Source organism: Patulibacter defluvii (assembly GCF_034096925.1).
Taxonomy (GTDB): Bacteria; Actinomycetota; Thermoleophilia; order Solirubrobacterales; family Solirubrobacteraceae; genus Patulibacter; species Patulibacter defluvii.
The window spans coordinates 79,605-103,852 of sequence record NZ_JAWZSQ010000014.1 but is presented as its reverse complement, the minus strand read 5'-3'; the positions used below and the strand labels follow the sequence as shown (position 1 = coordinate 103,852).

The window sequence follows — 24,248 nt, the reverse complement described above, 5'->3', positions numbered from 1 at the left end:
CCGGCTCGATCAGCGCCTGGCGCAGGCGCTGACGGGGGTCACTGGACGTGGGAGACCCGCTCGACACGCTCGTCGAACATGACCTCGCCGTCGAGCACCCGGTGGACCGGGCACTTGGTGGCGATCACGCGCAGCCGCTCGACCTGCTCGTCGTCGAGCGCGTCGTCGACGTGCATCACCAGCTCGAAGCGGGTCGGACAGCCGCGCTCCGGGGCCGGCTTGTACGTGCACTCGACGTCGAGCTCGCCGATGTCCCAGCCCTTGCGCTCGGCGTACATCTGGAGCGTGATCGCCGTGCAGGCCGCGAGGCTCGCCGCCAGCAGCTCCTGCGGGGTGGGACCGGCATCGGTGCCGCCGAGTTCGACGGGCTCGTCGATGGTGATGCCGTGCTGGCGCATCCGCACGCCATGACGGAAGTGTTCCTCGCGAACGGCGCGAGCGTTGACCTTCATGCTTCATCCCGGATCGGGGCCGAACGCCCAGTATGGCACCGCGGCGACGCCGGCACGGGTGGTCCGACAACCGTCCGCCGCGAGCGGTCGGGGACGACGGCGCTCGAACCGACGCCGGCCGCCGACCTATACTCCTGCCGCCAGTTCGGGGCGTGGCGCAGCCTGGTAGCGCACCGGCTTTGGGTGCCGGGGGTCGCCGGTTCGAATCCGGCCGCCCCGACTGACGAGCGCGCGCGGCGACCAGCCGTCGCTGGGCCGTCACGGGGCGATCACGTAATCTCCACCCGGATTTGCCAGAATTGGCATTCGGCTGGTGGGTCGCGCGGCGACGATCCGGCACGACACCCGCGACCCGCCTGGGTCGCCCGCTCCGCGACGGAAGGACAAGCATGACCCTGCACCTCGGGGACACCGCCCCCGACTTCACCGCCCAGACCACCCAGGGCGAGGTCCAGTTCCACGACTGGCTCGGCGACAGCTGGGGCGTGCTCTTCTCGCACCCGGCTGACTTCACGCCGGTCTGCACCACGGAGCTCGGCGCCGTCGCGAAGCTCTCGGACGAGTTCTCGAAGCGCAACGTGAAGGTGATCGCGATCTCGGTCGACGAGATCGAGGACCACGAGAAGTGGGCCGCCGACATCGAGGAGACCCAGGGCGCGAAGCCGGACTACCCGCTGATCGGGGATCCGCAGCGTCAGGTCGCCGACCTCTACGGGATGATCCCGCCGGCCGCCGAGAACACCCAGACCGTCCGCTCGGTCTTCGTGATCGGCCCGGACAAGAAGATCAAGCTGACGCTGACCTACCCGGCCAGCACCGGTCGCAACTTCGACGAGATCCTGCGTGTGATCGACTCGCTGCAGCTGACCGCCAAGCACCGCCTGGCCACGCCCGCCGACTGGAAGCCGGGCGAGGACGTGATCATCACGCCGGCCGTCTCCGACGAGGAGGCCGCCGAGCTGTTCCCCGGCTACGAGACGATCAAGCCGTACCTGCGCAAGACCAAGGCCCCGCAGGCCTGATCCCGCGGGCGGCCCGACGGCCGCCCGCCCCGCCGTCGAAGGGCGCGGCCGCTGCCGCGCCCTTCGTCGTTCCCGGCCGCCGTCCCGCCGCTCGGCTTCGAGGAACCGAACGCGTTCGCCGACCTGCAAGGATGGGGGAGTGACGACGACCGAGGAGCCACCGTCCCTCGTCGGCGAGCGCGTTCCGCCCGGCGACGAGGTCCGTCGCACCGACGTGCTGCGCGCGTCGCCCCCGATGTTCCGCACGCCGCTGATCGACCGCTTCACGCGCGTCCACCCGGCGGTGCCGCTGATCATCTTCATCCCGGTGATCGTGGTCCTGATCGTGGCCGCCCACCGCCGCGGCGCCTCTACCGCGACCCTCGTCGGCCTGATCGCCGCCGGCTGGGTGCTCTGGGGCCTGGTCGAGTACTGGGTCCACCGCGTGCTCTTCCACTTCGAGCCCGAGCAGGGCTTCGGGGCACGCCTGCACTGGATGGTCCACGGCGTCCACCACGACCACCCCAACGACCCGCTGCGGCTGGTGATGCCGCCGGCCGTCTCGGTCCCCGGCACCACCCTCTTCGTGCTGCTCTTCGTCGGCGCGCTCGGGGTCACCAACGGGCTGACGCTGGGGGCCGGGTTCATCCTCGGCTACCTGGTCTACGACACCACCCACCACCACCTCCACCACCACCGTCCGCGGACGGCGGCCGGCCGCTGGCTGCGCGAGCTGCACATGCGCCACCACTTCCAGGACGACACCCGCGGCTACGGGATCAGCGCGCCCTGGTGGGACATCGTCTTCCAGACCTTCGCCAAGCGCCGCCGGCCCTCGGGCTGAACGGGCGCCGGGCGCGGTCGGGTCGGTCCGCTACGGTGCCCGGCACGCCCCCGTAGCTCAGCTGGACAGAGCAGCGGCCTTCTAATCCGCCGGTCGGTGGTTCGAATCCACCCGGGGGCATCCGCGGACGGCGCCTGGCGTCCGTGGACGCGTCGGATCTCGCCACCGGGTTCGCTCGGCAGTACCGAGTACAGCTCTCGCTTCCCGGCGGCGACCTCCTCGGTCCACGAACACCAGGCATCCGCCCGCGACCGCGCCCGGCGTCTGCGGACGCGTCGGATCTCGCCACCTGGTTCGCTCGGCAGTACCGAGTACAGCTCTCGCTTCCCGGCGGCGACCTGCTTGGCCTACGTGCACCTCGCATCCACCTGCAGGGCGTTGGGAGCACGCGGCCTGTACCCTCCACTCGACGCGGCGGACGTAGCTCAGTTGGTAGAGCTCCTGGTTGTGATCCAGGCGGTCGCGGGTTCGAGTCCCGTCGTTCGCCCCTCGTCGCCGACGCCGCCGTGGCCATCACGGCGGCGTCGTGCGTTCCGGGCCGTTCCTTGCGTACCGCAACTCTTCCGGCGGTGGCCGGTTTCGAGGGGGTGCAAGGGGTTGCGCCGCACGACGCCGGGTCGTGCCTGATCCGTGCCGGGAGACCGGAGGCCGAGGTGCGCGCACGCCCTGAGATCCCCCCGATCCAGGAGGAACACCATGTCCCGTCTCCGGGCCATTCTTCGCGGCGCTCGTGGCCGCGTCCTGACCGTGCTCGCCGCCACCATCGCCGCGGTGGCCGTCGCCGCCCCGCTGGCGATCGGCGCCGGTGAGGGCTCGACCGTCAAGGGCGGCGAGCGCAACCCGTCGAACGGGCGCTCGTTCAGCAGCGAGACCGAGATCATCTCGTCCAACTCGACCTTCTCGACCCGCCAGTCGAACAAGGGCTCGGGCGGCGGCGCGATCTACGGCTGCCGCGCCGACCTCGGCCGCCAGGGCTGCATCGAGGCCTCGAACCTGAGCAACGGCAACGCCTTCAAGTTCCGCTTCCGCGGCGCCTCGGGCGGCTCGATCACGACCTCCGGCTCGAACAAGGCCGAGGCCAAGCCGTTCACCACCAACGCGCTCGGCGTCGCCGACGGCCTCAACGCCGACAAGGTCGACGGCAAGGACGCCAACCAGATCGTCGAGGACACCCTCGCCCGCACCAAGATCGCCGTCGTCAGCGCCGACGGCAAGATCGCCAACCAGCGCGGCCTGACCGCCGCGGTCAAGGAGGACACCGGCAAGTACCTGGTGACCGCCGACGGCGACATCACCAAGTGCGTGCCCAACGTGACCGCCTACGGCACCGCCCCGGGCGCCAACGCCGCGCTCGAGCCGGTCGGCACCAACCAGCTGCGGGTCTTCACCCAGACCAGCGCCGGCACCGCCGCCGACCGCCAGTTCGCGCTCACCGTCAACTGCTGATCGGGAGGGCAGGAGCGACGACCGGCGACCCCGGCCGCAGCCGCGGCCGGGGTCACCGTCGCCGCGAGCGGCTCGCCCGGGCGAGCCGCTCGCGCACGCCCGCGGCCGCCAGCGCCGACAGCTCCAGGACCGTCCCCAGCAGCTGCCCGGCCGGCCCCGAGACGACGGCCAGCAGCGCTCGATCCAGTGGTGAGGGAGCCCGATCGCTCATCGCGAGCTATCGTTGCCGATCCTCATGTCCACCGTCACGACGACCGTCACCGAGCTTCCCGAGTCCCGCGTCAAGGTCGAGGCCGAGGTGACCCCCAAGGCCGTCGAGCAGGCGCTGCTCGCCACGGCCAAGGTCCTCGGCCGCGATCTCCGCGTCCCCGGCTTCCGCAAGGGCAAGGTCCCGCCGCCGGTCGTCCTGCGCCGCTACGGGCGCGAGGCGGTGCTCGACGAGACCCTCCGCCGCTCGATGGGCGAGTGGCTGGCCGCCGCGGTCGACGAGGCCAACCTCAACACCGTCGGCGAGCCGAGCGTCAACATCGGCGAGGCGCCGAAGGCCGGCGAGGGCGTCAAGTTCGACTTCGAGATCGGCGTCCGCCCGACCGCCAAGCTCGGCGACGTCAAGATCGAGGTCGGCCGCCGCGAGGCCGTCGCCGCCGACGAGCGGATCGACGCCGACCTCGAGCAGCTGCGCGAGCGTCACGCCAAGCTCGAGCCGGTCGACCGCGCCGCCGCCGAGGGCGACACCGTCCTGGTCAGCTTCGTCGGCCGGATCGACGGCGAGGAGTTCGAGGGCGGCGCCGGCCGCGACCAGCTGATCGAGCTCGGCTCCGGCCGCCTGATCCCCGGCTTCGAGGACCAGCTCCAGGGCGCCAAGAAGGACGAGGAGCGCGACGTCCGCGTCTCCTTCCCCGACGACTACGGTGCCGAGCACCTGCAGGGCAAGGAGGCGGTCTTCGCCGTCACCGTCCACGAGGTCCAGGAGCGCAAGCTGCCGGAGCTCGACGACGCCTTCGCCGAGGAGGCCGCCGGCGCCGACTCGCTGGCCGAGCTGCGCGAGGAGATCGGCGAGCGGCTGAAGGAGCAGGACGAGGCCGCGATCGAGCGCGAGTTCCGCGAGGCCGTGATCGACACCCTCAGCCTCGCCGCCGAGGTCGAGATCCCCGAGTCGCTGGCCGAGGCCCGCGCCGGCGAGCTGCTGGAGCGCACCCTCCACCAGCTGGCCCACCAGGGCATCTCGCGCGAGCTGTACTTCCAGATGGCCGGCAAGAGCGAGGCCGACGTGCTGGCCGAGGCCCGCCCCGAGGCCGCCCGCAGCCTCCGCCGCGAGGCCGCCGTCCACGCCTACGTCGAGGCCGAGGGCCTGGAGCCGGGCGAGGGCGACCTGCTCGACGCGCTGACCGGCCCCGCCGCCCAGCAGGGCACCACGCCGGAGAAGCTGCTCAAGCGGCTCACCAACCAGGGCCACCTGGACGAGCTCCGCTCCGACGTCGCCGAGCAGCAGGCGATCGAGCGCCTGGTCGAGTCGGCGACCGCCGTCTCGGTCGAGGACGCGAAGGCCCGGAACCTGCTCTGGACGCCGATCCCCGGCGACGAGGAGGACACCGGCGGCCGCCCGTGGGTCGCCGAGGAGCGCGCCGCCCGCGCCGCCGCCGAGGCTGGCGACGACGCCGCCGACGGCGACGACGCCGAGGCCTGATCCGCGCCACCCGTCGCCGCGGAGTCCGTGGCGGCGGGGCGGCCGAGGCCGGTTGGTAGGCTCCGACCGGGTCGTCCGACCCCCGGTCTCCACCGGTTCCCCCTGCACGTCGGCAGGGCGGGCGGGTGGCACCATCAGCACAGCGAAGAGGGAATCTCCCGCATGAGTCCACTGGTCCCCATGGTCGTCGAGCAGACGTCGCGCGGCGAGCGCGCGTTCGACATCTACAGCCGCCTGCTCAACGAGCGGATCATCTTCCTGGGGACCCCGGTCGACGACCAGATCGCGAACCTGATCGTCGCCCAGCTCCTGCACCTCGCCAGCGACGACGAGGACAAGGACATCTCGCTCTACATCAACTCGCCCGGCGGGTCGGTGTACGCGGGCCTGGCGATCTACGACACGATGCAGTTCATCAAGCCGCAGGTGCGGACGATCTGCGTCGGGATCGCGATGTCGATGGGGGCGGTGATCCTCTCCGGCGGCGCGCCGGGCAAGCGGATGTCGCTGCCGAACTCGAAGATCCTGATCCACCAGGTCAGCTCCGGCTTCCAGGGCCAGGCGACCGACGTCGAGATCCACGCGAAGGAGATCATCGACCTGCGTGGAAAGCTCGACGAGATCATCGCCACCCACTCCGGCCAGCCGCTGGAGAAGGTCAAGGGTGACACCGAGCGCGACTACTTCATGGATCCCGAGGAGGCCAAGGCCTACGGGATCATCGACCGGGTGATCGACAAGGCCTGAGGGCCCGGGCGCCCGCCGGCCCCCGACCACGACACGCACGCACCGGAGAAGGAGACGGAGATGGCACGAGCCACCGAAGGCGGCGAGCAGCTCCTCTGCTCCTTCTGCGGGAAGTCGCAGCGGCAGGTCAAGAAGCTGATCGCCGGGCCCGGCGTCTACATCTGCGACGAGTGCATCGAGCTCTGCAACGAGATCATCGACGAGGAGCTGTCGGCGCAGCCCGGCTTCGACGTCGAGCACCTGCCGAAGCCGCAGGAGATCTTCGGGGTCCTCGACGAGTACGTCGTCGGCCAGGACGCGGCCAAGCGGACGCTGGCGGTCGCGGTCTACAACCACTACAAGCGGGTCCGGCTGGCGCAGCGGGGCGACGTCGACGTCGAGCTGCAGAAGTCGAACATCCTGATGCTCGGGCCGACCGGCTGCGGCAAGACGCTGCTGGCCCAGACCCTGGCCCGGATCCTCAACGTCCCGTTCGCGATCGCCGACGCGACCGCGCTGACCGAGGCCGGCTACGTCGGCGAGGACGTCGAGAACATCCTCCTGAAGCTGATCCAGGCGGCCGACTACGACGTCAAGAAGGCCGAGACGGGGATCATCTACATCGACGAGGTCGACAAGATCGCCCGCAAGGCCGACAACCCGTCGATCACCCGCGACGTGTCGGGCGAGGGCGTCCAGCAGGCGCTGCTGAAGATCCTCGAGGGGACCCAGGCGTCGGTGCCGCCCCAGGGTGGGCGCAAGCACCCGCACCAGGAGTTCCTGACGATCGACACGACCAACATCCTCTTCATCTGCGGCGGCGCCTTCGCGGGCCTCGACGACGTGATCCAGCGCCGCAAGGGCCAGCGCGCCGTCGGCTTCGTCTCGCACGACGAGCAGACCAACGAGGAGCTGCCGGCCGACCGGCTGTTCGAGCACTGCCTGCCGGAGGACCTGGTCGAGTACGGCCTGATCCCCGAGTTCATCGGCCGGCTGCCGGTCGTGACGGCGGTCCGCCAGCTCTCGCGCGGCGACCTGATCCGGATCCTGACCGAGCCGCGCAACGCGCTGATCAAGCAGTTCCAGACCAGCTTCGCCTTCGACGACATCGAGCTGGTCTTCGCCGACGAGTCGCTGCAGGCGGTGGCCGACAAGGCGCTCGAGCGCGAGACCGGCGCCCGCGGGCTGCGTTCGATCCTCGAGGAGGCGCTGCTCGACGTCCAGTTCGAGCTGCCCTCGCGGCGCGACGTCCGCAAGTGCGTCGTCACCCGCGAGACGATCTCCGACGCCCGCCCGCCGACGTTGGTGACCGAGGCGGTCGCGGGCGACGACGGCGACGACCACGGCCTCGCGGCCGAATCGGCCTAGTCGCCGCCGGCGACCCCGTACGCTCTCGGCATGTCCCTGATTCGTCGCGGCGCCGGTCGGGTCGTCGGCCGCAAGGTCATCCCCTGGCTGCTGCTGCTCGACCTGCTGCGCGAGACGCACGCCCACTGGCAGGACCAGCTGAGCGAGCGCGAGCGGCGGCGGCTGACCGAGCTGCTGCGGCAGAGCCGCGGCCGGCCGGGCAACCTGACCGAGCGCCAGCGGCGCGAGGTCCGCGAACTGGCTTCCAAGCTCGACCTGGTCAAGCTCGGCAAGCGGGCCGCCTTCACCGCCGCCGGCGCCAAGGTCGGCCGCAAGCGCCGCTAGACCGGCGCCCGCTCGACCGCCGCGGCGTTCGCGCGCGAGAGGCCGTAGCGGTGGTCGCGGCCGCCGTGGAGCGTCTGCACCAGCCCGATCCGGCGCTCCTCGAAGCCGGCCTGGCAGTAAGCCAGGTACAGGTCCCAGAGGCGGCGGAAGCGCTCGTCGTAGCCGAGCGCGGCGACCGCCGGGGCGGCCTCGGCGAACGCCTCGCGCCAGCGGCGCAGGGTCTCGGCGTAGTGCGGGGTCAGGTCCTCGAGCGCGACCGGGTGGAGCCGGGTCTCGCGGGCGACGCAGCGGGCGATCTCCGCCGACGACGGCAGGCAGCCGCCGGGGAAGATCAGCCGGTTGACGAAGCTGCGGCCGCGCTTCTCGGCCTCGTAGGCGCGGTCGTCGATCGTGATCGCCTGCAGCGCCAGCAGGCCGTCGTCGGCGAGCAGCCGGTCGCAGCGGCGGAAGAAGGTGGGCAGGTCGCGCCACCCGACCGCCTCGATCATCTCGACCGACACCAGCCGGTCGTAGCGGCCCTCCAGCTGGCGGTAGTCCTGCAGCCGCAGCTCGATCCGGTCGCCGAGCCCGGCCGCCTCGATCCGCCGCCGCGCCAGCTCGTGCTGGGCGGCGCTGATCGTGGTCGTCGTCACCTGGACCCCGTACTCGCGGGCGGCGTGGATCGCCAGCGCGCCCCAGCCGGTCCCGATCTCCAGCAGCCGTTGGCCGGGGGCGAGGTCGAGCTTGCGGCAGAGCAGGTCGAGCTTCGCCACCTGGGCCTCCTCGAGGGTCGCCCCGGGCCGCTCGAAGAGCGCGCAGGAGTAGCTCATCGTCGGGTCGAGGAAGAGCCCGAAGAGCTGGTTGGAGAGGTCGTAGTGGGCGGCGATCTGGCGCCGTGACCGCCCGATGCTGTTGCGGGCGCCGTTGCGGAGCGCCTGGACCGGGCGCAGCAGCGGGGCCAGCCGCAGCCGCAGGCGGTCGAAGGCCGGCATGTTGCGCGCGCCGAGCGCCACCAGGGCGACCAGGTCGGGGCTGCTCCAGCGGCCGTCGCGGTAGCTCTCCGCGATCCCCAGCGACCCGCGCAGGAGCGCGCTCCAGACGCCGTCGTCGTGCAGCGTCAGCCGCGCGTCGCGCTGCGGCCGGCCCGGGCCCGCGGGCGCACCGAAGCGGTGCTCGCGGCCGTCGGGCTCGCGGACGACGAGGGTCCCGCCGGTGGTGCGGGAGAGCAGGCGGAGGGCGATCGCGCGGGCGGGGGCGGGGGTCATCGGCGGGCGTGGTCCTGGCGGTCGGGGTGGGGGTGGATCGGGACCCGGCGGGCGGCCAGCCGCAGCGCCTGGCCGTAGATCCGGCCGAGGACGGCGAACGGGCCGAGCGGCTGGTGGCGCAGGTAGGCGCGCAGGCCGGCGGCGTCGAGCGGGCGCCGGTCGAGGTCGAGGCCGGCGTCGAAGATGCGCCGCCCGTCCCGCTCGCTGGCCAGGTGGATCCGTAGCCGCGGGCCGGGGATCGTCGTCCGCCAGCGGTAGCGGTGGTCGATCGCCATGAACGGCGAGACGTGGAAGGCCTTGTCGAGCCCGACCGCGAGCGCGTCGCCCTCGCGATCGGCGCGGGCGGCGTCGAGCACGTAGGCGTGGCGCTCGCCCCACGGGGTGTTGGTGACCTCGGCGAGGACCGCCTCGAGGGTGACGCCGTCGTCCCCGAAGCAGTAGGCGAAGGTGACTGGGTTGAAGCTGCGGCCGAGCAGCCGCGGCTGGAACAGCAGCCGCACCGGACCCCGTGGACGACGACCGCAGCGGGTGGCGACCGTCCGCCGGATCGCCTCGTCGAGCGGGACCGCCGGATCGCCGTGGTGATCGCGGCGGCGGAAGGCGAGCGGGGCCCGCCGCTCGACGCCCCAGCCGCGGTGCCGTTCGAGCACGTCGGGCAGCTGCTCCAGCGAGACGTAGAGCATCGCCGTCGGGTAGCTGAAGGCGTGGACCTGGGGCGCGTGGCGGCGGTGGCTGATTCGGCCCAGGTAGACGGCCGACGGCTCGCCGCCGGTCACGCGACGACCTCCGCGGCGGCCAGCCGCCGGCCGCCGAGGGCCCGGGCGACCCGCAGCCCGCTCCAGCAGCCGTCCTCGTGGAACCCCCAGCGCCAGTAGGCGCCGCAGAAGTGCGTCCGGCCGCGCTCGCGGAGGCCGCCGGAGATCTCGCCCCAGCGACGCTGCGCGGCGAGGCCGGCGCTGGTGAAGACCGGGTGCTGGTAGGTCATCCGCCGCAGCACCGCCGCGGGGGCGATCGCCTCGTCCAGGTTCAGCGTGACCAGCAGCCGCTGGTCGTCCGGCAGCGCCGGCAGGCCCTGGAGCCGGTGCAGGTCGTAGGTCACCGTCGGGGCGGGCTTCGGCCGCTCCAGCAGGTGGGCGTTCCAGCTCGACCAGGCCCGCCGCCGCCGCGGCAGCAGCCGGCGGTCGTGGTGCAGGGTCGCGCGGTTCTCGCGGTACGGGAAGGCGCCGAGGATCGCGCTCTCGGCCGCCGTCGGATCCTCGAGCAGCGCCAGCGCCTGGTCGCCGTGGCAGGCCAGCACGACGTGGTCGAACCGCTCGGGTGGGCGGTCGCCGACCCGCACCAGCACGTGGTCGTCGCGGCGGGCGACGCCGGTCACCGGCGCCGACAGCCGCAGCCGTTCGCCGAACGGCGCCAGCAGCGCCTCGACGTAGCGGGCCGAGCCGCCGTCGACCGTCAGCCAGGTCGGCCGGTCGCGCAGCGACAGCATCCCGTGGTTGGCGAAGAAGCGGAGCAGGAACAGCGCCGGGAACGACCACAGCTGCTCCGGGTCGGCCGACCAGACGGCGCTCGCCTGGGGCACGATCAGCCGCTCGGCGAACCAGGGCGAGAAGCGCTCGCGGCGGAGCAGCTCGCGCAGCGACGTCGTCTCGTCGCCCTGCTCCAGGACCCGGCGGGCGACCCGGTTGAAGCGCGCGTACTCCGCGACCATCCGCAGGAAGCGCGGGTCGAGCGCGTTGCGGCGCTGGGCGAAGAGCCCTGAGAGCGAGTCGCCGTGGTACTCGAAGTCGTGCTCGCGCGCGCTGACCGAGAAGCTCATCGAGGTCTCGCGCAGCGGCACGCCGAGCTCGCGCAGCAGGCCCAGGAAGCCGGGGTAGGTGCGGTCGTTGCAGACGATGAACCCGGAGTCGACCCGCAGCCGCCGCCCGACCAGCGTCAGCTCATGGGTGTGGGCGTGGCCGCCGGCGCGATCGTCGGCCTCGAGCAGGACCACGTCGTGGCGCTCGCGCAGCGCGTGCGCGCAGGCCAGGCCGGAGATCCCGCTGCCGACGATCGCGATCCGCATCAGCGTTCGCCGACGGGGTCGGGTAGCGGTGCGCGGTCGGCGGCCGCGGTCGCCGCCGCCACCAGCCCGATCACCGCGGCCGGGTCGTCGAACATCGGCAGGTGACCGGCCTCGGCCAGCCGGTGCTGGTGGACCGCCGCCGGCAGCGGGGCGCGCGGCGGCGTCACCAGCCGGTCGCGCCCGCACCAGACCAGGTGCACCGGCAGCCGCGCGGCGAGCTCGGCCAGCTGGTCGCGGGCGAAGACGTTGGCCCGCATCGCGGCGTCGACCCGCTCGAAGTCGGGCGCCGCCACGTAGCCGCGCACGAGCGCCAGGGCGTCGGCGCGACCGAAGCGGCCCGGACCCCCGAGCACGCCGCCGAGCACCCGCGCCCGCAGCGGCGGCAGCGACAGCAGCAGCGGCAGCAGCGGCGCGGCCCGCCGGCCCGCCCGCCGCGCCCCGCCCGACGACGGGTCGAGCGGCCGCGACCAGAACCCGGCCGGGGCGAGCGCGACGACCGAGCGGGCGTGGCCGAGCAGCGCCAGCTCGAGCGCGGTCCAGCCGCCGAGCGAGACCCCCGCGACGTGCGGCCGGTCGACCCCGAGCTGGTCGAGCGCGGCGGCGATCGACCGCGCGAGCGCCCGCGGCGTCGGCTCGAGCGGGGCCGGCAGCGGCGGCGACGCGCCGAAGCCGGGCAGCTCGGCCACCAGCACCTCGCGCTCGGCCCGCAGGCCGTCGAGCACGGGCCGCCAGCTGTGGCGGTCGCCGCCGAGGCCGTGGAGCAGCAGCAGCGGCGCGGCGGCGGGGTTGGCGGCGCGGGCGGGGTGACGATCGACGTGGACGTCCATCGCTGGACCCTACGCGCGAGCGGCGCCGCCGGATGCGCCCGGCCGCCGAGTTCCCGATCCGCGGCCTAGACTGGCTCGTTCATGTCCGAGACGCAGGATCCGACGCGCTACGAACCGGCCGAGTCCGAGCCGGCGGTGTTCGAACGCTGGGAGTCGGCGGGCGTCTTCGCCGGCGACCCCGACGGCGATCCGGCCGACAGCTTCTCGATCGCGATCCCGCCGCCGAACGTGACCGGCGCGCTGCACATGGGCCACGCCCTCAACGGGTCGATCCAGGACGTCCTGATCCGCCTCAACCGGATGCGCGGGCGCAACACCCGCTGGACGATCGGCACCGACCACGCCGGGATCGCGACCCAGACCAAGGTCGAGCAGCAGCTGCGCGACGAGGGCAGCAGCCGCGAGCTGATCGGCCGCGAGGCGTTCGTCGAGCGGACCCAGGCCTGGCGCCAGCAGTACGGCGGCACGATCATCAACCAGTTCCGGCGGCTCGGCGTCTCGGCCGACTACGAGCACGAGCGGTTCACGATGGACGAGGGCTACGCGCGCGCCGTCCAGCAGGTCTTCGTGGCGCTCTACGAGCAGGGACTGATCTACCGCGGCACCTACCTGGTCAACTGGGATCCCGGCTCGCGCTCGGCGATCTCCGACCTCGAGGTCGAGGACCGCGAGGTCACCGACGCGCTCTACGAGATCGCCTACCCGCTGAGCGACGGCTCGGGCGAGGTCGTCGTCGCGACCGTGCGGCCGGAGACGATGCTGGCCGACGTCGCCGTCGCCGTCCACCCCGAGGACGAGCGGTTCGCGTCGCTGGTCGGCAAGACGGTGACGCTGCCGCTGGTCGGACGCGAGCTGCCGATCGTCGCCGACGACTACGTCAAGACCGACTTCGGCACCGGCTGCCTGAAGATCACGCCCGGCCACGACCCGAACGACTTCGAGATCGGCCAGCGCCACGGGCTCGAGAAGCTCAGCTGCATCGACGAGGACGGCCGGATCACCGGCGGCTACGCGCCCCAGTTCGAGGGCCTGTCGGCGGCCGAGGCGCGGACCGCGATCGTCGCCGCGCTGCGCGAGCAGGGCCAGCTGCGGGGCGAGCAGGAATACACCCACACCGTCCCCTTCAGCCACCGCTCGGGCGAGCGGATCGAGCCGCTGCTGTCGCTGCAGTGGTTCATGCGGATGGAGGAGCTGGCGCGGCCGGCGATCGACGCGGTCGTCGACGGCCGGGTCCGGATCCACCCCGAGAGCCAGAAGCGCCGCTACCTGCAGTGGCTGGAGGAGATCCGCCCGTGGGTGCTCAGCCGCCAGCTCTGGTGGGGCCACCAGATCCCCGTCTGGTACCGGGGCGACGAGGTCCACTGCGGGCTGGAGCCGCCGGAGGGCGAGGGCTGGGAGCGCGATCCCGACGTCCTCGACACCTGGTTCAGCTCCGCGCTGTGGCCGTTCGCGACCCTCGGCTGGCCCGACCAGACCCCCGAGCTGCGGACCTTCTACCCGACCTCGGTGCTCTCGACCGCCCGCGACATCCTCTTCCTGTGGGTGGCGCGGATGGTGATGATGGGCCTCCGCTTCGCCGGCGACGTGCCGTTCGCCGACGTCTACTGCCACTCCGTGATCCAGGCCCCCGACGGGCGCCGGATGAGCAAGTCGCTTGGGACCGGGATCGACCCGCTGGCGCTGATCGACGGCGGCCCGCGGCCGGCCGTCTTCGCGAAGAAGAAGGGCGCCGACCCGGGCGTCTTCCCGGCCTACGGCGCCGACGCGGTCCGCTTCGGGCTGCTGGCGATGTCCTCGACCCAGGACGTCCGCTTCAGCGAGGAGAAGATCGCCCAGGGCCGGCAGCTGACCACCAAGCTCTCGAACGCGGTCCGCTTCGCCGCCGGCCGGCTGGAGGGCGCCGCGATCGCGCTGCCCGACGATGGTGGTCCGGGCGCGGTCAGCCGCCTGGAGGACCGCTGGATCGTCTCGCGGACCGAGCGGATCGCGCGCGAGACGGCGGCTCGGATCGACGAGTTCGACTTCGCCAAGGCCGCGCTCGGGCTCTACGACTTCGTCTACGGCGAGCTCTGCGACTGGTACCTGGAGCTGGTCAAGGCCCGCGACACGGCCGACGACCCGGACCTGGCACGGGTGCTGGCCTGGGCGCTGCGGCGGACGCTGCAGATCGCCCACCCGGTGATCCCGTTCGTGACCGAGGAGGCCTGGGGAAGACTGGGGTCCACCCAGCCCGGGGGGACCGGCATCACCACGGGGCTGCTGGCCGGCTCGCGGCTGCCGGCACCCGACGACGCGCTGCTCGATCCCGACGCCGAGCGCGAGCTGGGCCGCGTGATCGACCTGATCAGCGGCGTCCGCTCGTGGCGCAGCGGCGCCAACGTGCCGCCCGGTCCGCTGCTGCCGGCGCGGCTGGAGGCCGAGGGCTACGACGACGAGGCCCGCGCCCACGTCGCGCGGCTGGCGCGGCTGGAGCTGGTCGACGCGGCCGGCGACGCGGTGCTGGTCGCGGTGCCGGGCGGCCAGGTGGCGATCCTGGCCGGCGAGCACGTCGATCCCGAGGCCGAGCGGGCCCGGATCGCCAAGCGTCGAGCTGAGGTCGAGGCTGAGATCGAGCGGACCGCCGCCCGCCTGGGCAACGAGAAGTTCGCCTCGCGCGCGCCGGCCGAGGTAGTCGCCGCCGAGCAGGCGAAGCTCGACGGCCTGCGGGAAGAGCTGCGCACCCTGTGACCATCGCCACCGGAGCCGCCGGCGCCGGGGCGGCGTGGGACCCCGACCGGTGGCTGCTCGAGCGCGAGCTGTTCGGGATCCGGCCCGGGCTCGGGCGGATGCGGGCGCTGCTGGAGCTGCTCGGCCGGCCGCAGGAGCGCTTCCGGGCGATCCACGTCGTCGGCAGCAACGGCAAGACCTCGACGGTGACCTTCGCCGCCGCGCTGCTGGAGCGGCGCGGCGTCCGCGCCGGGGCCTACGTCTCGCCGCACCTGGTCCGCTTCGCCGAGCGGGTCCAGATCGGCGGCGCGCCGCTGGCCGCGGGCCCCTTCGCCGCCGCCGTCGCCCGGGTCCGCGACGCCGCCGCCGAGCTGGAGCGGCGCCCGGCCGACGCCGGCGGCGACTGGAACGGCGAGGACCCGGTCACCCAGTTCGAGGCGATCACCGCCGCCGCCTACCTGGCCTTCGCCGACGCCGGCGTCGACTGCGCGGTGATCGAGGCCGGCCTCGGCGGCCGCTGGGACGCCACCAACGTGCTGCCGCGCGATCCGGCCGCGGCCGCCGACCCGCGGGTCGCGGTCCTCACCAGCATCGCCCTCGAGCACACCCGCTGGCTGGGGGAGACGACCGCCGCGATCGCCGCCGAGAAGGTCGAGGTGCTGCGGCCCGGCGGGACCCTGGTGCTCGGCGACGGGCTGCCGGCCGACGCGCTGGCGGTCGCCGAGCGGGTGGCGGCCGAGCGCGGCGCCACGATCGTCCGCGCCGCCGCCGACCCCGGGGCCGACGTCCCGACCCCCGGCACCGGCCCGGCCGCCGCGGGCGGCGCGAGCGCCGGCGGCGCGCTCTTCCAGCGCCGGAACCTGGCCACGGCGATGGCCGCCGTCGACGCCCACCTCGGCGCCGCCGACCCCGCCGCCGCCCGCGACCTGGCGGCCGGGATCGTCGTCCCCGGCCGCTTCCAGACGGTCGATCCGGGCGGTCCCGAGCGGCCGACCGTGATCCACGACGGGGCCCACAACGAGGCCGGGATGGCCGCGCTGGCCGACGCCCTCGACGCGGCCCCGCCGCGGCGGCCGCTGGTCGCGCTGCTCGGCGTGCTGGCCGACAAGGACCCGGCCGCGATGGTGCGGGCCCTCGACCGCTGGTGCGACCGCGTCGTCTGCGTCGCGCCGGCCAATCCGCGCGCGCTGCCGGCGGCCGAGCTGGCCGCCTTCGTGACCCGCGCGCTGCCCGGCCGGCCGGTCGAGACCGCCGCCGATCCGCACGAGGGCCTCCGTCGAGCCCGTACACTGGCCGGGGCGGGCGGTACCGTGCTCGCCACCGGATCGCTGCACCTGCTGGCCGACCTGCACCGCGGGCCGGGCGCCGGGCCGGCCTCCGCGTTCTGATCCCATCCCCGTCCCATGTCCCCGACCGACCCCCGCCACGACGAGTCCCTCCCGGTGCTGCGCCTGGTCCTCGGCGTCGCCGTGGTCGTGGCCCTGGTCATCCTCGTGTTCTTCGCCATCGGCTACGCACTCGGTCGTGCCTTTCTCTGAGCACCACCGCGCCGGCGGCTCTCGCGCAGGAACCGCCAGGTCGTGCGACGAACTACCGTTCCTGTGACCACCATGCCCGATCTCCTCGCCGTGTTCGGCATCAACAACGGCACTCTCGACACCGTCGTGAAGCTGTTGGTCCTCTTCGTCGTCCTGATCTGGCTGGCGCTCGTCTACTACACGTGGTCGGACGCCCGTCGCCGGATCACCGACCCCGTGCTGATCGGCACCGCGACGGTCGCGGCGCTGGTGCTGCCCTTCGCCGGGACGATCATCTACATGGTCGTGCGACCGCCGGAGTACCTCGACGACGTGCGCGAGCGCGAGCTGGAGATGCAGGCGGCCGAGGCCCGGCTGCTGCAGTCCGGCGTGCTGCTCTGCCCGCACTGCGAGTACCAGGTGCAGAAGGACTTCCTGCGCTGCCCCTCGTGCCTGCGGAAGCTGCGCGACCAGTGCAGCGGCTGCGCCAAGCCGCTCGATCCCGAGTGGCGGATCTGCCCCTACTGCGAGACGGAGATCCCGGGCCGGACGCCGCGGCGCCGTCGCCGCCGGCGGGCCGACGAGGCCGAGGCCGAGCACGAGCGATCCGCGGTCGACCGCTAGGGGCGGCGCGAGGGGCCCGCAGGCCGGCGCATCTCGGCACGCCGCGCGCTCGGCAGTACTGCGTACGGCTCTCGCTTCGGCGCACCGACCTGCTTGACCTGCGAACCCCTCGCATCCACCCCTGGCCTGCTGCTGCTTGAATCTCCGGGCCCGGCCGGCGCGATCGGCCGCCCGACCCCGCAAGGAGACTTCGAAGCCCTATGTCCCGCACCCTCGTTCTCGTCAAGCCGGACGGCGTCAAGCGCCAGCTGATCGGCGAGACGCTCGGCCGCTTCGAGCGCAAGGGCCTGCGCATCAGCGCCCTCAAGCTCGTGCAGCTCGAGACCGCCGTCGTCGAGGAGCACTACGCGCACCTCAGCGACAAGCCGTTCTTCGGCGAGCTGGTCTCGTTCATGACCGGCGGTGCGGTCGTCGCGGTGATCCTCGACGGCCCGTCGGCGGTCGAGGTCGGCCGCCAGGTGATCGGCGCCACCAACCCGCTCGAGGCCGCCCCGGGCTCGATCCGCGGCGACCTGGCGATCGAGGCCGGCGAGAACGTCGTCCACGGCTCGGACTCGGACGAGAACGCCGAGATCGAGATCAAGCGCTTCTTCCCCGAGCTGGGCTGAGGGAGCGGTCGGTGAGCGCGCCGCTGGTGCTGGCGTCGCGCTCGCCCCAGCGGCGGGCGATCCTCGAGACGCTGTCGGTGCCGTTCCGGGTCCGGGTCTCGGACGTCGAGGAGCGGACCGACGGCGAGCCGATCGCGGTCGCGATCGAGAACGCCCGCCGCAAGGCGCTCGCCGTCGCCGACGGCGAGCCGCCCGGGACCCTCGTCCTCGGCGCCGACACGGTGATCGTCGACGACCTCGGCGAGGCGACCGCGGCCCCGCGGGCGGTCGGCAAGCCGGCCGACGCCGCCGAGGCCGCCGCGATGCTGCGCCGCTGGTCGGGGCGCGGCCACCACGTCGCCTCCTCGGCCGCGGTCGTCCGGGCCGGCGCCGACGGCGGCCACGAGACGCTGCTGGCCGAGGCCGACACGACCCTCGTCCGCTTCCGGACGCTGAGCGAGCGGGAGCTGGCCTGGTACGTCGCCACCGAGGAGTGGCGCGAGCGGGCCGGCGGCTACGCGATCCAGCTCCGCGGGACCCTGCTGGTCGACGCGATCGAGGGCGACTGGTGGACGGTCGTGGGGCTGCCGGTGGCGCTGTTGGCCCGCCGCGCGCCCGCGCTGCTGCGGCATCCGTGACCGGGCGCACAGGCCCCATGCACGCGGCGATTCATGGACAGCGCGTCGAAGGGCCTCCGCTACACTCCGGCCTCGATCCGCGGCGGCGGAGGACGGATGGGACCTGCTCCCCGCCACCGCCCGCGGCCGACGCTTCGCGGAACGGGCACCCGGATCGGACCCCCACGCCTCGATGAGCATCTTCAGCTACCTCACCGGGATCGGCAGCCGCGACATGGCGGTCGACCTCGGCACCGCGAACACCCTGGTCTACGTCCGGGGCCGCGGGATCGTGCTGTCGGAGCCCTCGGTCGTCGCGATCGACTCGCGCTCGGGCGAGGTCCACGCCGTCGGGATCGAGGCCAAGCGGATGCTCGGCCGCACGCCCGGCACGATCCAGGCGATCCGGCCGCTGAAGGACGGCGTGATCGCCGACTTCGACGTCACCGAGGAGATGCTGCGCCACTTCATCCAGAAGGCGCACCAGAACCGCTTCGCCCATCCGCGGGTCGTCGTCTGCGTGCCCTCGGGCGTGACCGGCGTCGAGAAGCGCGCGGTCGAGGAGGCCTCGATCTCCGCCGGCGCCCGCCAGGCGTACCTGATCGAGGAGCCGATGGCGGCCGCGATCGGCTCCGGCCTGCCCGTCGCCGAGCCGACCGGCTCGATGGTCGTCGACATCGGCGGCGGCACCAGCGAGGTCGCCGTGATCTCGCTCGGCGGGATCGTCGTCTCGCAGTCGGTCCGCGTGGCCGGCGACGAGTTCGACGAGGCGATCGTCGCCTACGCCAAGCGCGAGTACAAGCTGCTGATCGGCAGCCAGATGGCCGAGGACGTCAAGCTCGAGATCGGCTCCGCCTACCCGATGGCGGAGGAGGTCCAGACCGAGATCCGCGGTCGCGACATGGTCTCCGGCCTGCCGAAGACGGTCGTGATCACCAGCGAGGAGGTCCGGCAGGCGCTCGAGGAGCCCCTGTCGGCGATCATCGAGGCGGTCAAGGAGACCCTCGACCGCACCCCGCCCGAGCTGTCGTCGGACATCATGGACCGCGGGATCATGCTCGCGGGCGGTGGGTCGCTGCTGCGGGGGCTGGACGAGCGGCTCCGCGAGGAGACGCAGATGCCCGCCCACCTGGCAGAGTCCCCCCTGACCTGCGTCGCGGTCGGCTCCGGTCGCTCGCTCGAGGAGTTCGACGTCATCCACCGGATGAACCGCGGACACTCCCGCAACCGGCGCCGCCGGTACTAGACCCCCGGCCGCCCCGTGCGCCGCCCGCCCTCGTCGAACCGCGTTCCGTGAACGATCCGTCCGCACGCCGCCGCCGTCGCCTGGTGCTCGCCGCCCTGGTGGTCGTGTCGCTGATCCTGCTGACGGCCGCCTTCGGCTCGGCCGGCGGCGGCACCAGCGGCGGCGTCGCCGGCCCGCTGGTCGACGGCGCCTCGACGATCGTCAAGCCGGTCCGCGACCTGGTCAACTGGTTCGGCGACACCGCCGACGCGACCGACGAGAACAAGAAGCTGCGCAAGGAGAACGCCGAGCTGCGGCGCGAGGTCGCCCGCTCCGCCTCCGGCGCGGCCGAGGCCGACCGGCTTCGCAAGCAGCTCCAGCTCTCCAGCCGGCTCCAGCTCCAGAGCCGCTACGGCGCGGTCGGGGCCGACGTGATCGCCCAGTCGCCGACGGCCTGGGCCAGCACGCTGCGGATCGACAAGGGCACCGGCGACGGGATCGAGAAGAACGACCCGGTGGTCGCGGCCGACGACGACGGCGGCGGGCTGGTCGGCTTCGTGACCGCGGTCCAGGCCGGCTCGGCGATCGTCTCGCTGCTGCCCGACCAGTCGGTCAAGGTCGGCGCGCGGCTGCAGGGCGGCAAGGACTTCGGCGTCCTCCAGGGCGCCGGCGCGGGCACGATGACCGACCTCGAGCTGCTCTTCATCCCGGCCGCGACCGACATCCCCGACGGCACCCTGGTGGTGACCTCGGGCTCGGCGCCGAACGCCGGCGACCTCGCCTCGAAGGCGCCGCCGGACCTCCCGATCGGGCGCATCACCCGGGTCTCCGGGCGCGGCGGCGACGACCAGGTGGCCCACCTGCGGCCGCTCGTCGACCTGCGCTCGCTGGAGACCGTGCAGGTGCTGACGCGCGCCGTCGGAGGGACCCGCTCGCCGTGAGCCCGCAGCCGGCCATCAGCCGCACGCGCCGCCCGCGCCAGCGGCGCCGGGTCCGGCTGGGGCGGGTCCGGCTGTTCGACCACTCGGTCCTCGGGCCGCTGCCGGCGCTGCGGCTGGGGCTGCTGGGGCTGCTGGTGGCGCTGCTCCAGCTGGTCCTCTTCAGCCGCGTCGCCTTCCTCGGGATGCAGCTCGACCTGGCGCTGCTGACGCTGCTGATGGTGGCGCTGCTGAGCGGCCCGGTCTGGGGCGCCGGCTTCGGCTTCGGCGTCGGACTGGTGCTCGACCTGGTCGCCGGCCAGCCGCCGGGGCTCTCGTCGCTGGCCTACGTCCTCAGCGGCTACGCGGTCGGGCGGCTGGGGGAGGTCCGCGACCCCGAGAGCAGCGCGGTCCCGATCGTGGTCGGGTTCTTCGGCACCGCCTCGGTGCTGGTGGTCTACGGACTGCTCGAGCTGCTGCTCGCCCAGGGCGCCCGGGTCAGCACGGGGATGATCGGCACGATCCTGGGGACGACCCTCATCAACGCCCTTCTCGCGCTGCCCGTGCATAATCGGGTGAAGCGCTGGCTGTTGCCGATGCTTCCCGAGGAAGCGCGCCGGCGCCGGCGACGGCGGGCCTACACCCGCCGCGCCTCGTCCTCCGACGTGGACGTCCGCATCCGATGAGCACGCGAGACCGCCGCACTCCGACCCCGCAGCTGGCCTTGCGCGTCGCGGCTTTCGGGATCGTCGCGTTCGGCGTCTTCGCGGTCCTCTTCCTGCGGCTCTGGTTCCTCCAGATCCTGCAGGGCGACGACTACCTGGCCAAGGCGACCGAGAACAAGGCCCGCGTGGTCCGGATCGCCGCCCCCCGCGGCTTCATCGTCGACCGCAACAAGCAGACGCTGGTCGAGAACAAGGTCGCGACCGTCGTCACCCTCCAGGCCGACGCGGTCCCGACCGCCGATCGCGACAAGATCGCCGACTGGGGCAGCCGCCAGGGCAAGTACGAGGTCCGCGTGACCCGGCTCCAGGAGCAGATCCTCGGCGGCCGCAAGAAGCCGAGCAAGCGCCGCCAGCAGCGGTTCCGCCGCGCCCGGGCCGCGATCGAGGCCCCGAAGCCGCTGCGGATCAGCCGCGACGCCAGCCCCGGCCTGCGGGCGCTGCTGGAGCGCTACAGCCCGATCCTCAAGACCTCGCCGGCGCGGCTCTACTCGCGGGTGGTCAGCGGGATGGTGCGGCTGCCGTGGGCCGGCGTCGCGCTCAAGACCGACGTCTCGATCCCGGTCCGCAACTTCCTGCTCGAGAACCAGGACCGCTTCCCCGGCCTGACGGTGACCAAGGAGTACCTGCGCCACTACCCGGGCAAGAGCCTGGCCTCGCAGATCTTCGGCAACGTCAGCCAGATCAGCGAGGACCAGCTGAAGGAGGAGCGCTACCGCGGCCTCCGCCAGGGCCAGCGGATCGGCCAGGACGGGATCGAGCGCCGCTACGACAGCTACCTGCGCGGCGAGGACGGCGAGCAGCGGGTCGAGGTCGACTCGCTCGGCCGCCCGACCGGCGCGGTCGAGGAGAACCCGGCCAAGGCCGGCTACCGGCTGCGGCTGACGCTCGACGAGCGGCTCCAGCGGACCGCCCAGTTCGCGATCCAGAAGGTGATCCGCGACGACCCGGTCGACGAGAAGACCGGTCGCAAGGCGGCCGGCGCGTTCGTCGCGATGGATCCGCGCAACGGCGAGCTGCTGGCGATCGGCTCCTACCCGTCGGTCGACCTCAACGTCCTCAACGGCGGCGACATCAGCATCAAGCGCTACCGGCGGCTGACCAGCGAGCGCAGTGGCGCGCCGATGTTCAACCGCGCGATCGCCGCCGGCTACCCGACCGGCTCGACCTTCAAGATCGTGACCGCGTCGGCCGGCCTGGCCAACGGCGTGATCACGCCCGAGCAGGAGGTCCCCGGGGGCGCCTGCCGGTTCTTCGGCGCCAACCGCCAGGAGTTCTGCAACGCCGGCAAGTCGGAGCTGCCGGCGGCCAACCTCTGGCAGTCGCTGCAGTTCTCCTCCGACGTCTACTACTACGACATCGGCGCCAAGCTGTTCCCGTTGAAGGACCAGCCGCTGCAGACCTGGGCCCGGCTCTACGGCTTCGGCCGCAAGACCGGGATCGACATCCCCGGCGAGGAGTCGGGCACGATCCCCGACGCCGCCTGGCGCCGCAAGCGCAACGCCGCCGAGCTGGCCTGCCGCAAGCAGCGCAAGGTCCCCAACTGCTACACGGTCTTCGACGTCAACGGCAGCTACCTGCTGGGCGACAACGTCAACCTTTCGATCGGCCAGGGCGACCTGCAGGCGACCCCGCTGCAGGTGGCCGAGTCGTACGCCGGCCTCTACGACCGGCCCGACCAGCCGCTGAGCGCGAAGCTGAGCTTCCCGACGCCCCACATCGGCTGGCAGATCGAGACCGCCGACGGCCGGCTGGTGCGCAAGATCCCGTACCCGAAGCCGCGGACCGTCCGCTTCGACGCGCTCTGGAAGCGCGAGATCCTGCGCGGCCTGGGCGCCGTCACCTCGACCTCCGAGGGCACCGCCGCCGCCGTCTTCAACGGCTGGGACCAGAACCGGCAGCCGGTCTTCGGCAAGACCGGCACCGCCCAGCGCTGCAAGGACTCGGCCTGCCCCGACCAGGCGTGGTTCGCGGCGATGGTGCCCGATGCCGAGCGTCCGATCGTCGTCGTCGCGACGATCGAGAACGGCGGCTTCGGCACCACCACCGCCGCCCCGGTCGTCTGCCGGGTGCTGCGCCAGTGGTACGAGCAGACGCAGGCGCCCTGCGAAGCCGGCCAGCCGTCGGAGAACCAGTGATGGCCGCCACCCGCGACGCGACCCCGATCGGGATGCGGCTGCCGCGCCGGCGCCGCCGCGACGAGCTGACCGGCGCCGTCGACCTGCGGCTGCCGTTCGACCCGGTGCTGGCGCTGGCGGCGGTCGGCCTGACCGTCTGCTCGGTGGTCGCCCTGGCCGGCGCCACCGACGGCAACTCGTTCGTCGTCCGCCAGGTCGTCTACGGCCTGGTCGGGATCGCCGTCGCCGGCGTCGTCTCGCGGATCGACTACGCGCGGCTGCAGGAGGTGCGCTGGATCCTCTACGGGTTCATGCTCGCCTCGATCGTGGCCGTGGCCCTCTTCGGCTCGACGGTCAACGGCTCGACGCTCTCGATCCAGCTGCCGTTCTTCAGCTTCCAGGCGTCCGAGCTCGGCAAGGTGCTGCTCGCCGTCTGCGGCGCGGCGGTGCTGGTCGAGCGCTCACGGGCGATCGACGAGTGGGCGACGACCCTGCGGCTGCTGGCCTTCATGGGCCTGCCGGCGGTGATGGTCGTGACCTCCGACCTCGGCTCCGGCCTGGTCTACGGCGCGGTCACCACCGGAGTGCTGCTGATCGGCGGCACCCCCGGGCGCCACCTGGGGATCATCGGCGCGATCGCGGTGACCGGGATCGTGGCCGTGCTGGGGCTGCTGCCGGCGGCCGGGGTCAACGTCCTCAAGCCCTACCAGGTGGATCGCCTGACGGCCTTCCTCCACCCCGGCGACGAGCAGGGTCCGGGCTACCAGCTGAACAACGCCAAGATCGCGATCGGCTCCGGGCAGAAGACCGGCCGAGGCGACCGGGCGACGCAGCAGAAACTGAACTACCTGCCGGAGAAGCAGACCGACTTCATCTTCGCGTCGGTCGGCGAGCGCTTCGGCTTCATGGGAGCGGCGACGATCCTCTCCCTCTACGCACTGATCATGTGGCGCGGGTTGCGCATCCTCTCGACCGCGAGGGACTTCTACGGCGCCGTACTGGCCGCCGGCATCCTGGCGATGCTCCTGTTCGAAGTCCTGATCAACGCGGGGATGAACGTGGGCATCATGCCCATCACCGGCATCCCGCTCCCGCTTGTGAGCTACGGCGGTTCCTCGGTGCTCTCCACCTACCTCGCGATCGGCCTCCTGCAGGCGATCTACGCGCAGGGACGGGCGGCGGCACGACGGGGCCCGACCGTGGCCAGACCCGATTGAGGTACTCGTGAAGAAACA

The 24,248-nt window shown here is 73.1% G+C and carries 24 protein-coding genes and 3 tRNA genes; 21 read left to right on the top strand and 6 right to left on the bottom strand.

Annotated features, from left to right (window positions below; genetic code table 11):
* Nucleotides 1–38: 38 nt before the first annotated feature.
* Nucleotides 39–452: an OsmC family protein gene (locus tag SH587_RS15085; RefSeq protein WP_320671456.1), complete on the bottom strand. Its 414-nt coding sequence runs from the start codon at nucleotides 450–452 to the stop codon at nucleotides 39–41.
* A 146-nt stretch (nucleotides 453–598) separates the two neighbouring features.
* On the opposite strand from SH587_RS15085, the gene SH587_RS15080 reads away from it, so the two are divergent.
* The 6 genes from SH587_RS15080 (at nucleotide 599) to SH587_RS15055 (ending at nucleotide 3,743) form a co-directional block, all read left to right on the top strand.
* Nucleotides 599–672, top strand: a tRNA-Pro gene (locus SH587_RS15080).
* 169 nt (nucleotides 673–841) lie between these two features.
* Nucleotides 842–1,474: a peroxiredoxin gene (locus SH587_RS15075; protein ID WP_320671455.1), complete on the top strand. Its 633-nt coding sequence runs from the start codon at nucleotides 842–844 to the stop codon at nucleotides 1,472–1,474.
* A 139-nt stretch (nucleotides 1,475–1,613) separates the two neighbouring features.
* The gene (locus SH587_RS15070) at nucleotides 1,614–2,297 is read left to right on the top strand and encodes a sterol desaturase family protein (protein WP_320671454.1); all 684 of its coding nucleotides are present in this window, start codon (nucleotides 1,614–1,616) and stop codon (nucleotides 2,295–2,297) included.
* A 46-nt stretch (nucleotides 2,298–2,343) separates the two neighbouring features.
* Nucleotides 2,344–2,417 (top strand) — tRNA-Arg (locus SH587_RS15065).
* Nucleotides 2,418–2,711: 294 nt separating this feature from the next.
* Nucleotides 2,712–2,784: transfer RNA gene (locus SH587_RS15060), tRNA-His, on the top strand.
* Between the two features lie 209 nt (nucleotides 2,785–2,993).
* The gene (locus SH587_RS15055) at nucleotides 2,994–3,743 is read left to right on the top strand and encodes a hypothetical protein (RefSeq protein ID WP_320671453.1); all 750 of its coding nucleotides are present in this window, start codon (nucleotides 2,994–2,996) and stop codon (nucleotides 3,741–3,743) included.
* Between the two features lie 52 nt (nucleotides 3,744–3,795).
* On the opposite strand, the gene SH587_RS15050 is transcribed toward SH587_RS15055, so the two are convergent.
* Complete coding sequence (locus SH587_RS15050; protein WP_320671452.1) at nucleotides 3,796–3,954, bottom strand: hypothetical protein; 159 nt, start codon at nucleotides 3,952–3,954, stop codon at nucleotides 3,796–3,798.
* A 24-nt stretch (nucleotides 3,955–3,978) separates the two neighbouring features.
* On the opposite strand from SH587_RS15050, the gene tig reads away from it, so the two are divergent.
* The 4 genes from tig (at nucleotide 3,979) to SH587_RS15030 (ending at nucleotide 7,848) form a co-directional block, all read left to right on the top strand.
* Complete coding sequence (gene tig, locus SH587_RS15045) at nucleotides 3,979–5,430, top strand: trigger factor (protein WP_320671451.1); 1,452 nt, start codon at nucleotides 3,979–3,981, stop codon at nucleotides 5,428–5,430.
* A gap of 162 nt (nucleotides 5,431–5,592) precedes the next feature.
* A complete protein-coding gene (clpP, locus tag SH587_RS15040) occupies nucleotides 5,593–6,177 on the top strand; it encodes an ATP-dependent Clp endopeptidase proteolytic subunit ClpP (RefSeq protein WP_320671450.1) in 585 nt (194 codons plus the stop codon).
* Between the two features lie 60 nt (nucleotides 6,178–6,237).
* Nucleotides 6,238–7,524, top strand: a complete 1,287-nt coding sequence (clpX, locus tag SH587_RS15035) for an ATP-dependent Clp protease ATP-binding subunit ClpX (RefSeq protein WP_320671449.1) — start codon at nucleotides 6,238–6,240, stop codon at nucleotides 7,522–7,524.
* A gap of 30 nt (nucleotides 7,525–7,554) precedes the next feature.
* On the top strand, nucleotides 7,555–7,848 hold the full coding sequence (locus SH587_RS15030) for a hypothetical protein (RefSeq protein WP_320671448.1): 294 nt from the start codon (nucleotides 7,555–7,557) through the stop codon (nucleotides 7,846–7,848).
* Here the strand turns inward: SH587_RS15030 and SH587_RS15025 are convergent.
* Genes SH587_RS15025 through SH587_RS15010 form a run of 4 tightly spaced genes read right to left on the bottom strand, consistent with a single transcriptional unit; the run spans nucleotide 7,845 to nucleotide 11,981 of the window.
* Complete coding sequence (locus tag SH587_RS15025; protein ID WP_320671447.1) at nucleotides 7,845–9,092, bottom strand: class I SAM-dependent methyltransferase; 1,248 nt, start codon at nucleotides 9,090–9,092, stop codon at nucleotides 7,845–7,847. The genes SH587_RS15030 and SH587_RS15025 overlap by 4 nt on opposite strands.
* Nucleotides 9,089–9,868 carry a DUF1365 domain-containing protein gene (locus SH587_RS15020; RefSeq protein WP_320671446.1) on the bottom strand — a complete coding sequence of 260 codons (780 nt, stop codon included), beginning with the start codon at nucleotides 9,866–9,868 and terminating at the stop codon, nucleotides 9,089–9,091. The genes SH587_RS15025 and SH587_RS15020 overlap by 4 nt, the downstream gene beginning before the upstream one ends.
* A complete protein-coding gene (locus tag SH587_RS15015; RefSeq protein ID WP_320671445.1) occupies nucleotides 9,865–11,154 on the bottom strand; it encodes an NAD(P)/FAD-dependent oxidoreductase in 1,290 nt (429 codons plus the stop codon). The genes SH587_RS15020 and SH587_RS15015 overlap by 4 nt, the downstream gene beginning before the upstream one ends.
* On the bottom strand, nucleotides 11,154–11,981 hold the full coding sequence (locus SH587_RS15010; protein WP_320671444.1) for an alpha/beta fold hydrolase: 828 nt from the start codon (nucleotides 11,979–11,981) through the stop codon (nucleotides 11,154–11,156). The genes SH587_RS15015 and SH587_RS15010 overlap by 1 nt, the downstream gene beginning before the upstream one ends.
* An 81-nt stretch (nucleotides 11,982–12,062) precedes the next feature.
* Here SH587_RS15010 and SH587_RS15005 point away from each other — a divergent pair, with 81 nt between their 5' ends.
* From SH587_RS15005 to SH587_RS14955, 11 genes are all read left to right on the top strand, one after another.
* The gene (locus SH587_RS15005; protein ID WP_320671443.1) at nucleotides 12,063–14,708 is read left to right on the top strand and encodes a valine--tRNA ligase; all 2,646 of its coding nucleotides are present in this window, start codon (nucleotides 12,063–12,065) and stop codon (nucleotides 14,706–14,708) included.
* Nucleotides 14,705–16,075 (top strand): bifunctional folylpolyglutamate synthase/dihydrofolate synthase, encoded by a 1,371-nt coding sequence (locus tag SH587_RS15000; protein ID WP_320671442.1) that lies wholly within the window; start codon nucleotides 14,705–14,707, stop codon nucleotides 16,073–16,075. Before SH587_RS15005 ends, SH587_RS15000 begins: the two co-directional genes overlap by 4 nt.
* 15 nt (nucleotides 16,076–16,090) lie before the next feature.
* Complete coding sequence (locus SH587_RS14995) at nucleotides 16,091–16,225, top strand: hypothetical protein (protein WP_007576952.1); 135 nt, start codon at nucleotides 16,091–16,093, stop codon at nucleotides 16,223–16,225.
* 72 nt (nucleotides 16,226–16,297) lie between these two features.
* Entirely contained in the window at nucleotides 16,298–16,828 is a 531-nt protein-coding gene (locus tag SH587_RS14990) for a zinc ribbon domain-containing protein (protein WP_320671441.1), read from the top strand.
* 200 nt (nucleotides 16,829–17,028) lie between these two features.
* A complete protein-coding gene (gene ndk, locus SH587_RS14985; RefSeq protein WP_320671440.1) occupies nucleotides 17,029–17,436 on the top strand; it encodes a nucleoside-diphosphate kinase in 408 nt (135 codons plus the stop codon).
* 11 nt (nucleotides 17,437–17,447) lie between these two features.
* Nucleotides 17,448–18,053: a Maf family protein gene (locus tag SH587_RS14980; protein WP_320671439.1), complete on the top strand. Its 606-nt coding sequence runs from the start codon at nucleotides 17,448–17,450 to the stop codon at nucleotides 18,051–18,053.
* Between the two features lie 172 nt (nucleotides 18,054–18,225).
* Nucleotides 18,226–19,278: a rod shape-determining protein gene (locus SH587_RS14975; RefSeq protein WP_320671438.1), complete on the top strand. Its 1,053-nt coding sequence runs from the start codon at nucleotides 18,226–18,228 to the stop codon at nucleotides 19,276–19,278.
* Nucleotides 19,279–19,325: 47 nt separating this feature from the next.
* Nucleotides 19,326–20,198 carry a rod shape-determining protein MreC gene (mreC, locus tag SH587_RS14970; RefSeq protein ID WP_320671437.1) on the top strand — a complete coding sequence of 291 codons (873 nt, stop codon included), beginning with the start codon at nucleotides 19,326–19,328 and terminating at the stop codon, nucleotides 20,196–20,198.
* Nucleotides 20,195–20,860: a rod shape-determining protein MreD gene (mreD, locus tag SH587_RS14965; RefSeq protein ID WP_320671436.1), complete on the top strand. Its 666-nt coding sequence runs from the start codon at nucleotides 20,195–20,197 to the stop codon at nucleotides 20,858–20,860. Before mreC ends, mreD begins: the two co-directional genes overlap by 4 nt.
* Entirely contained in the window at nucleotides 20,857–23,034 is a 2,178-nt protein-coding gene (locus SH587_RS14960) for a penicillin-binding transpeptidase domain-containing protein (protein ID WP_320671435.1), read from the top strand. The genes mreD and SH587_RS14960 overlap by 4 nt, the downstream gene beginning before the upstream one ends.
* On the top strand, nucleotides 23,034–24,230 hold the full coding sequence (locus SH587_RS14955; protein ID WP_320671434.1) for an FtsW/RodA/SpoVE family cell cycle protein: 1,197 nt from the start codon (nucleotides 23,034–23,036) through the stop codon (nucleotides 24,228–24,230). Before SH587_RS14960 ends, SH587_RS14955 begins: the two co-directional genes overlap by 1 nt.
* The last annotated feature ends 18 nt before the right edge of the window (nucleotides 24,231–24,248 follow it).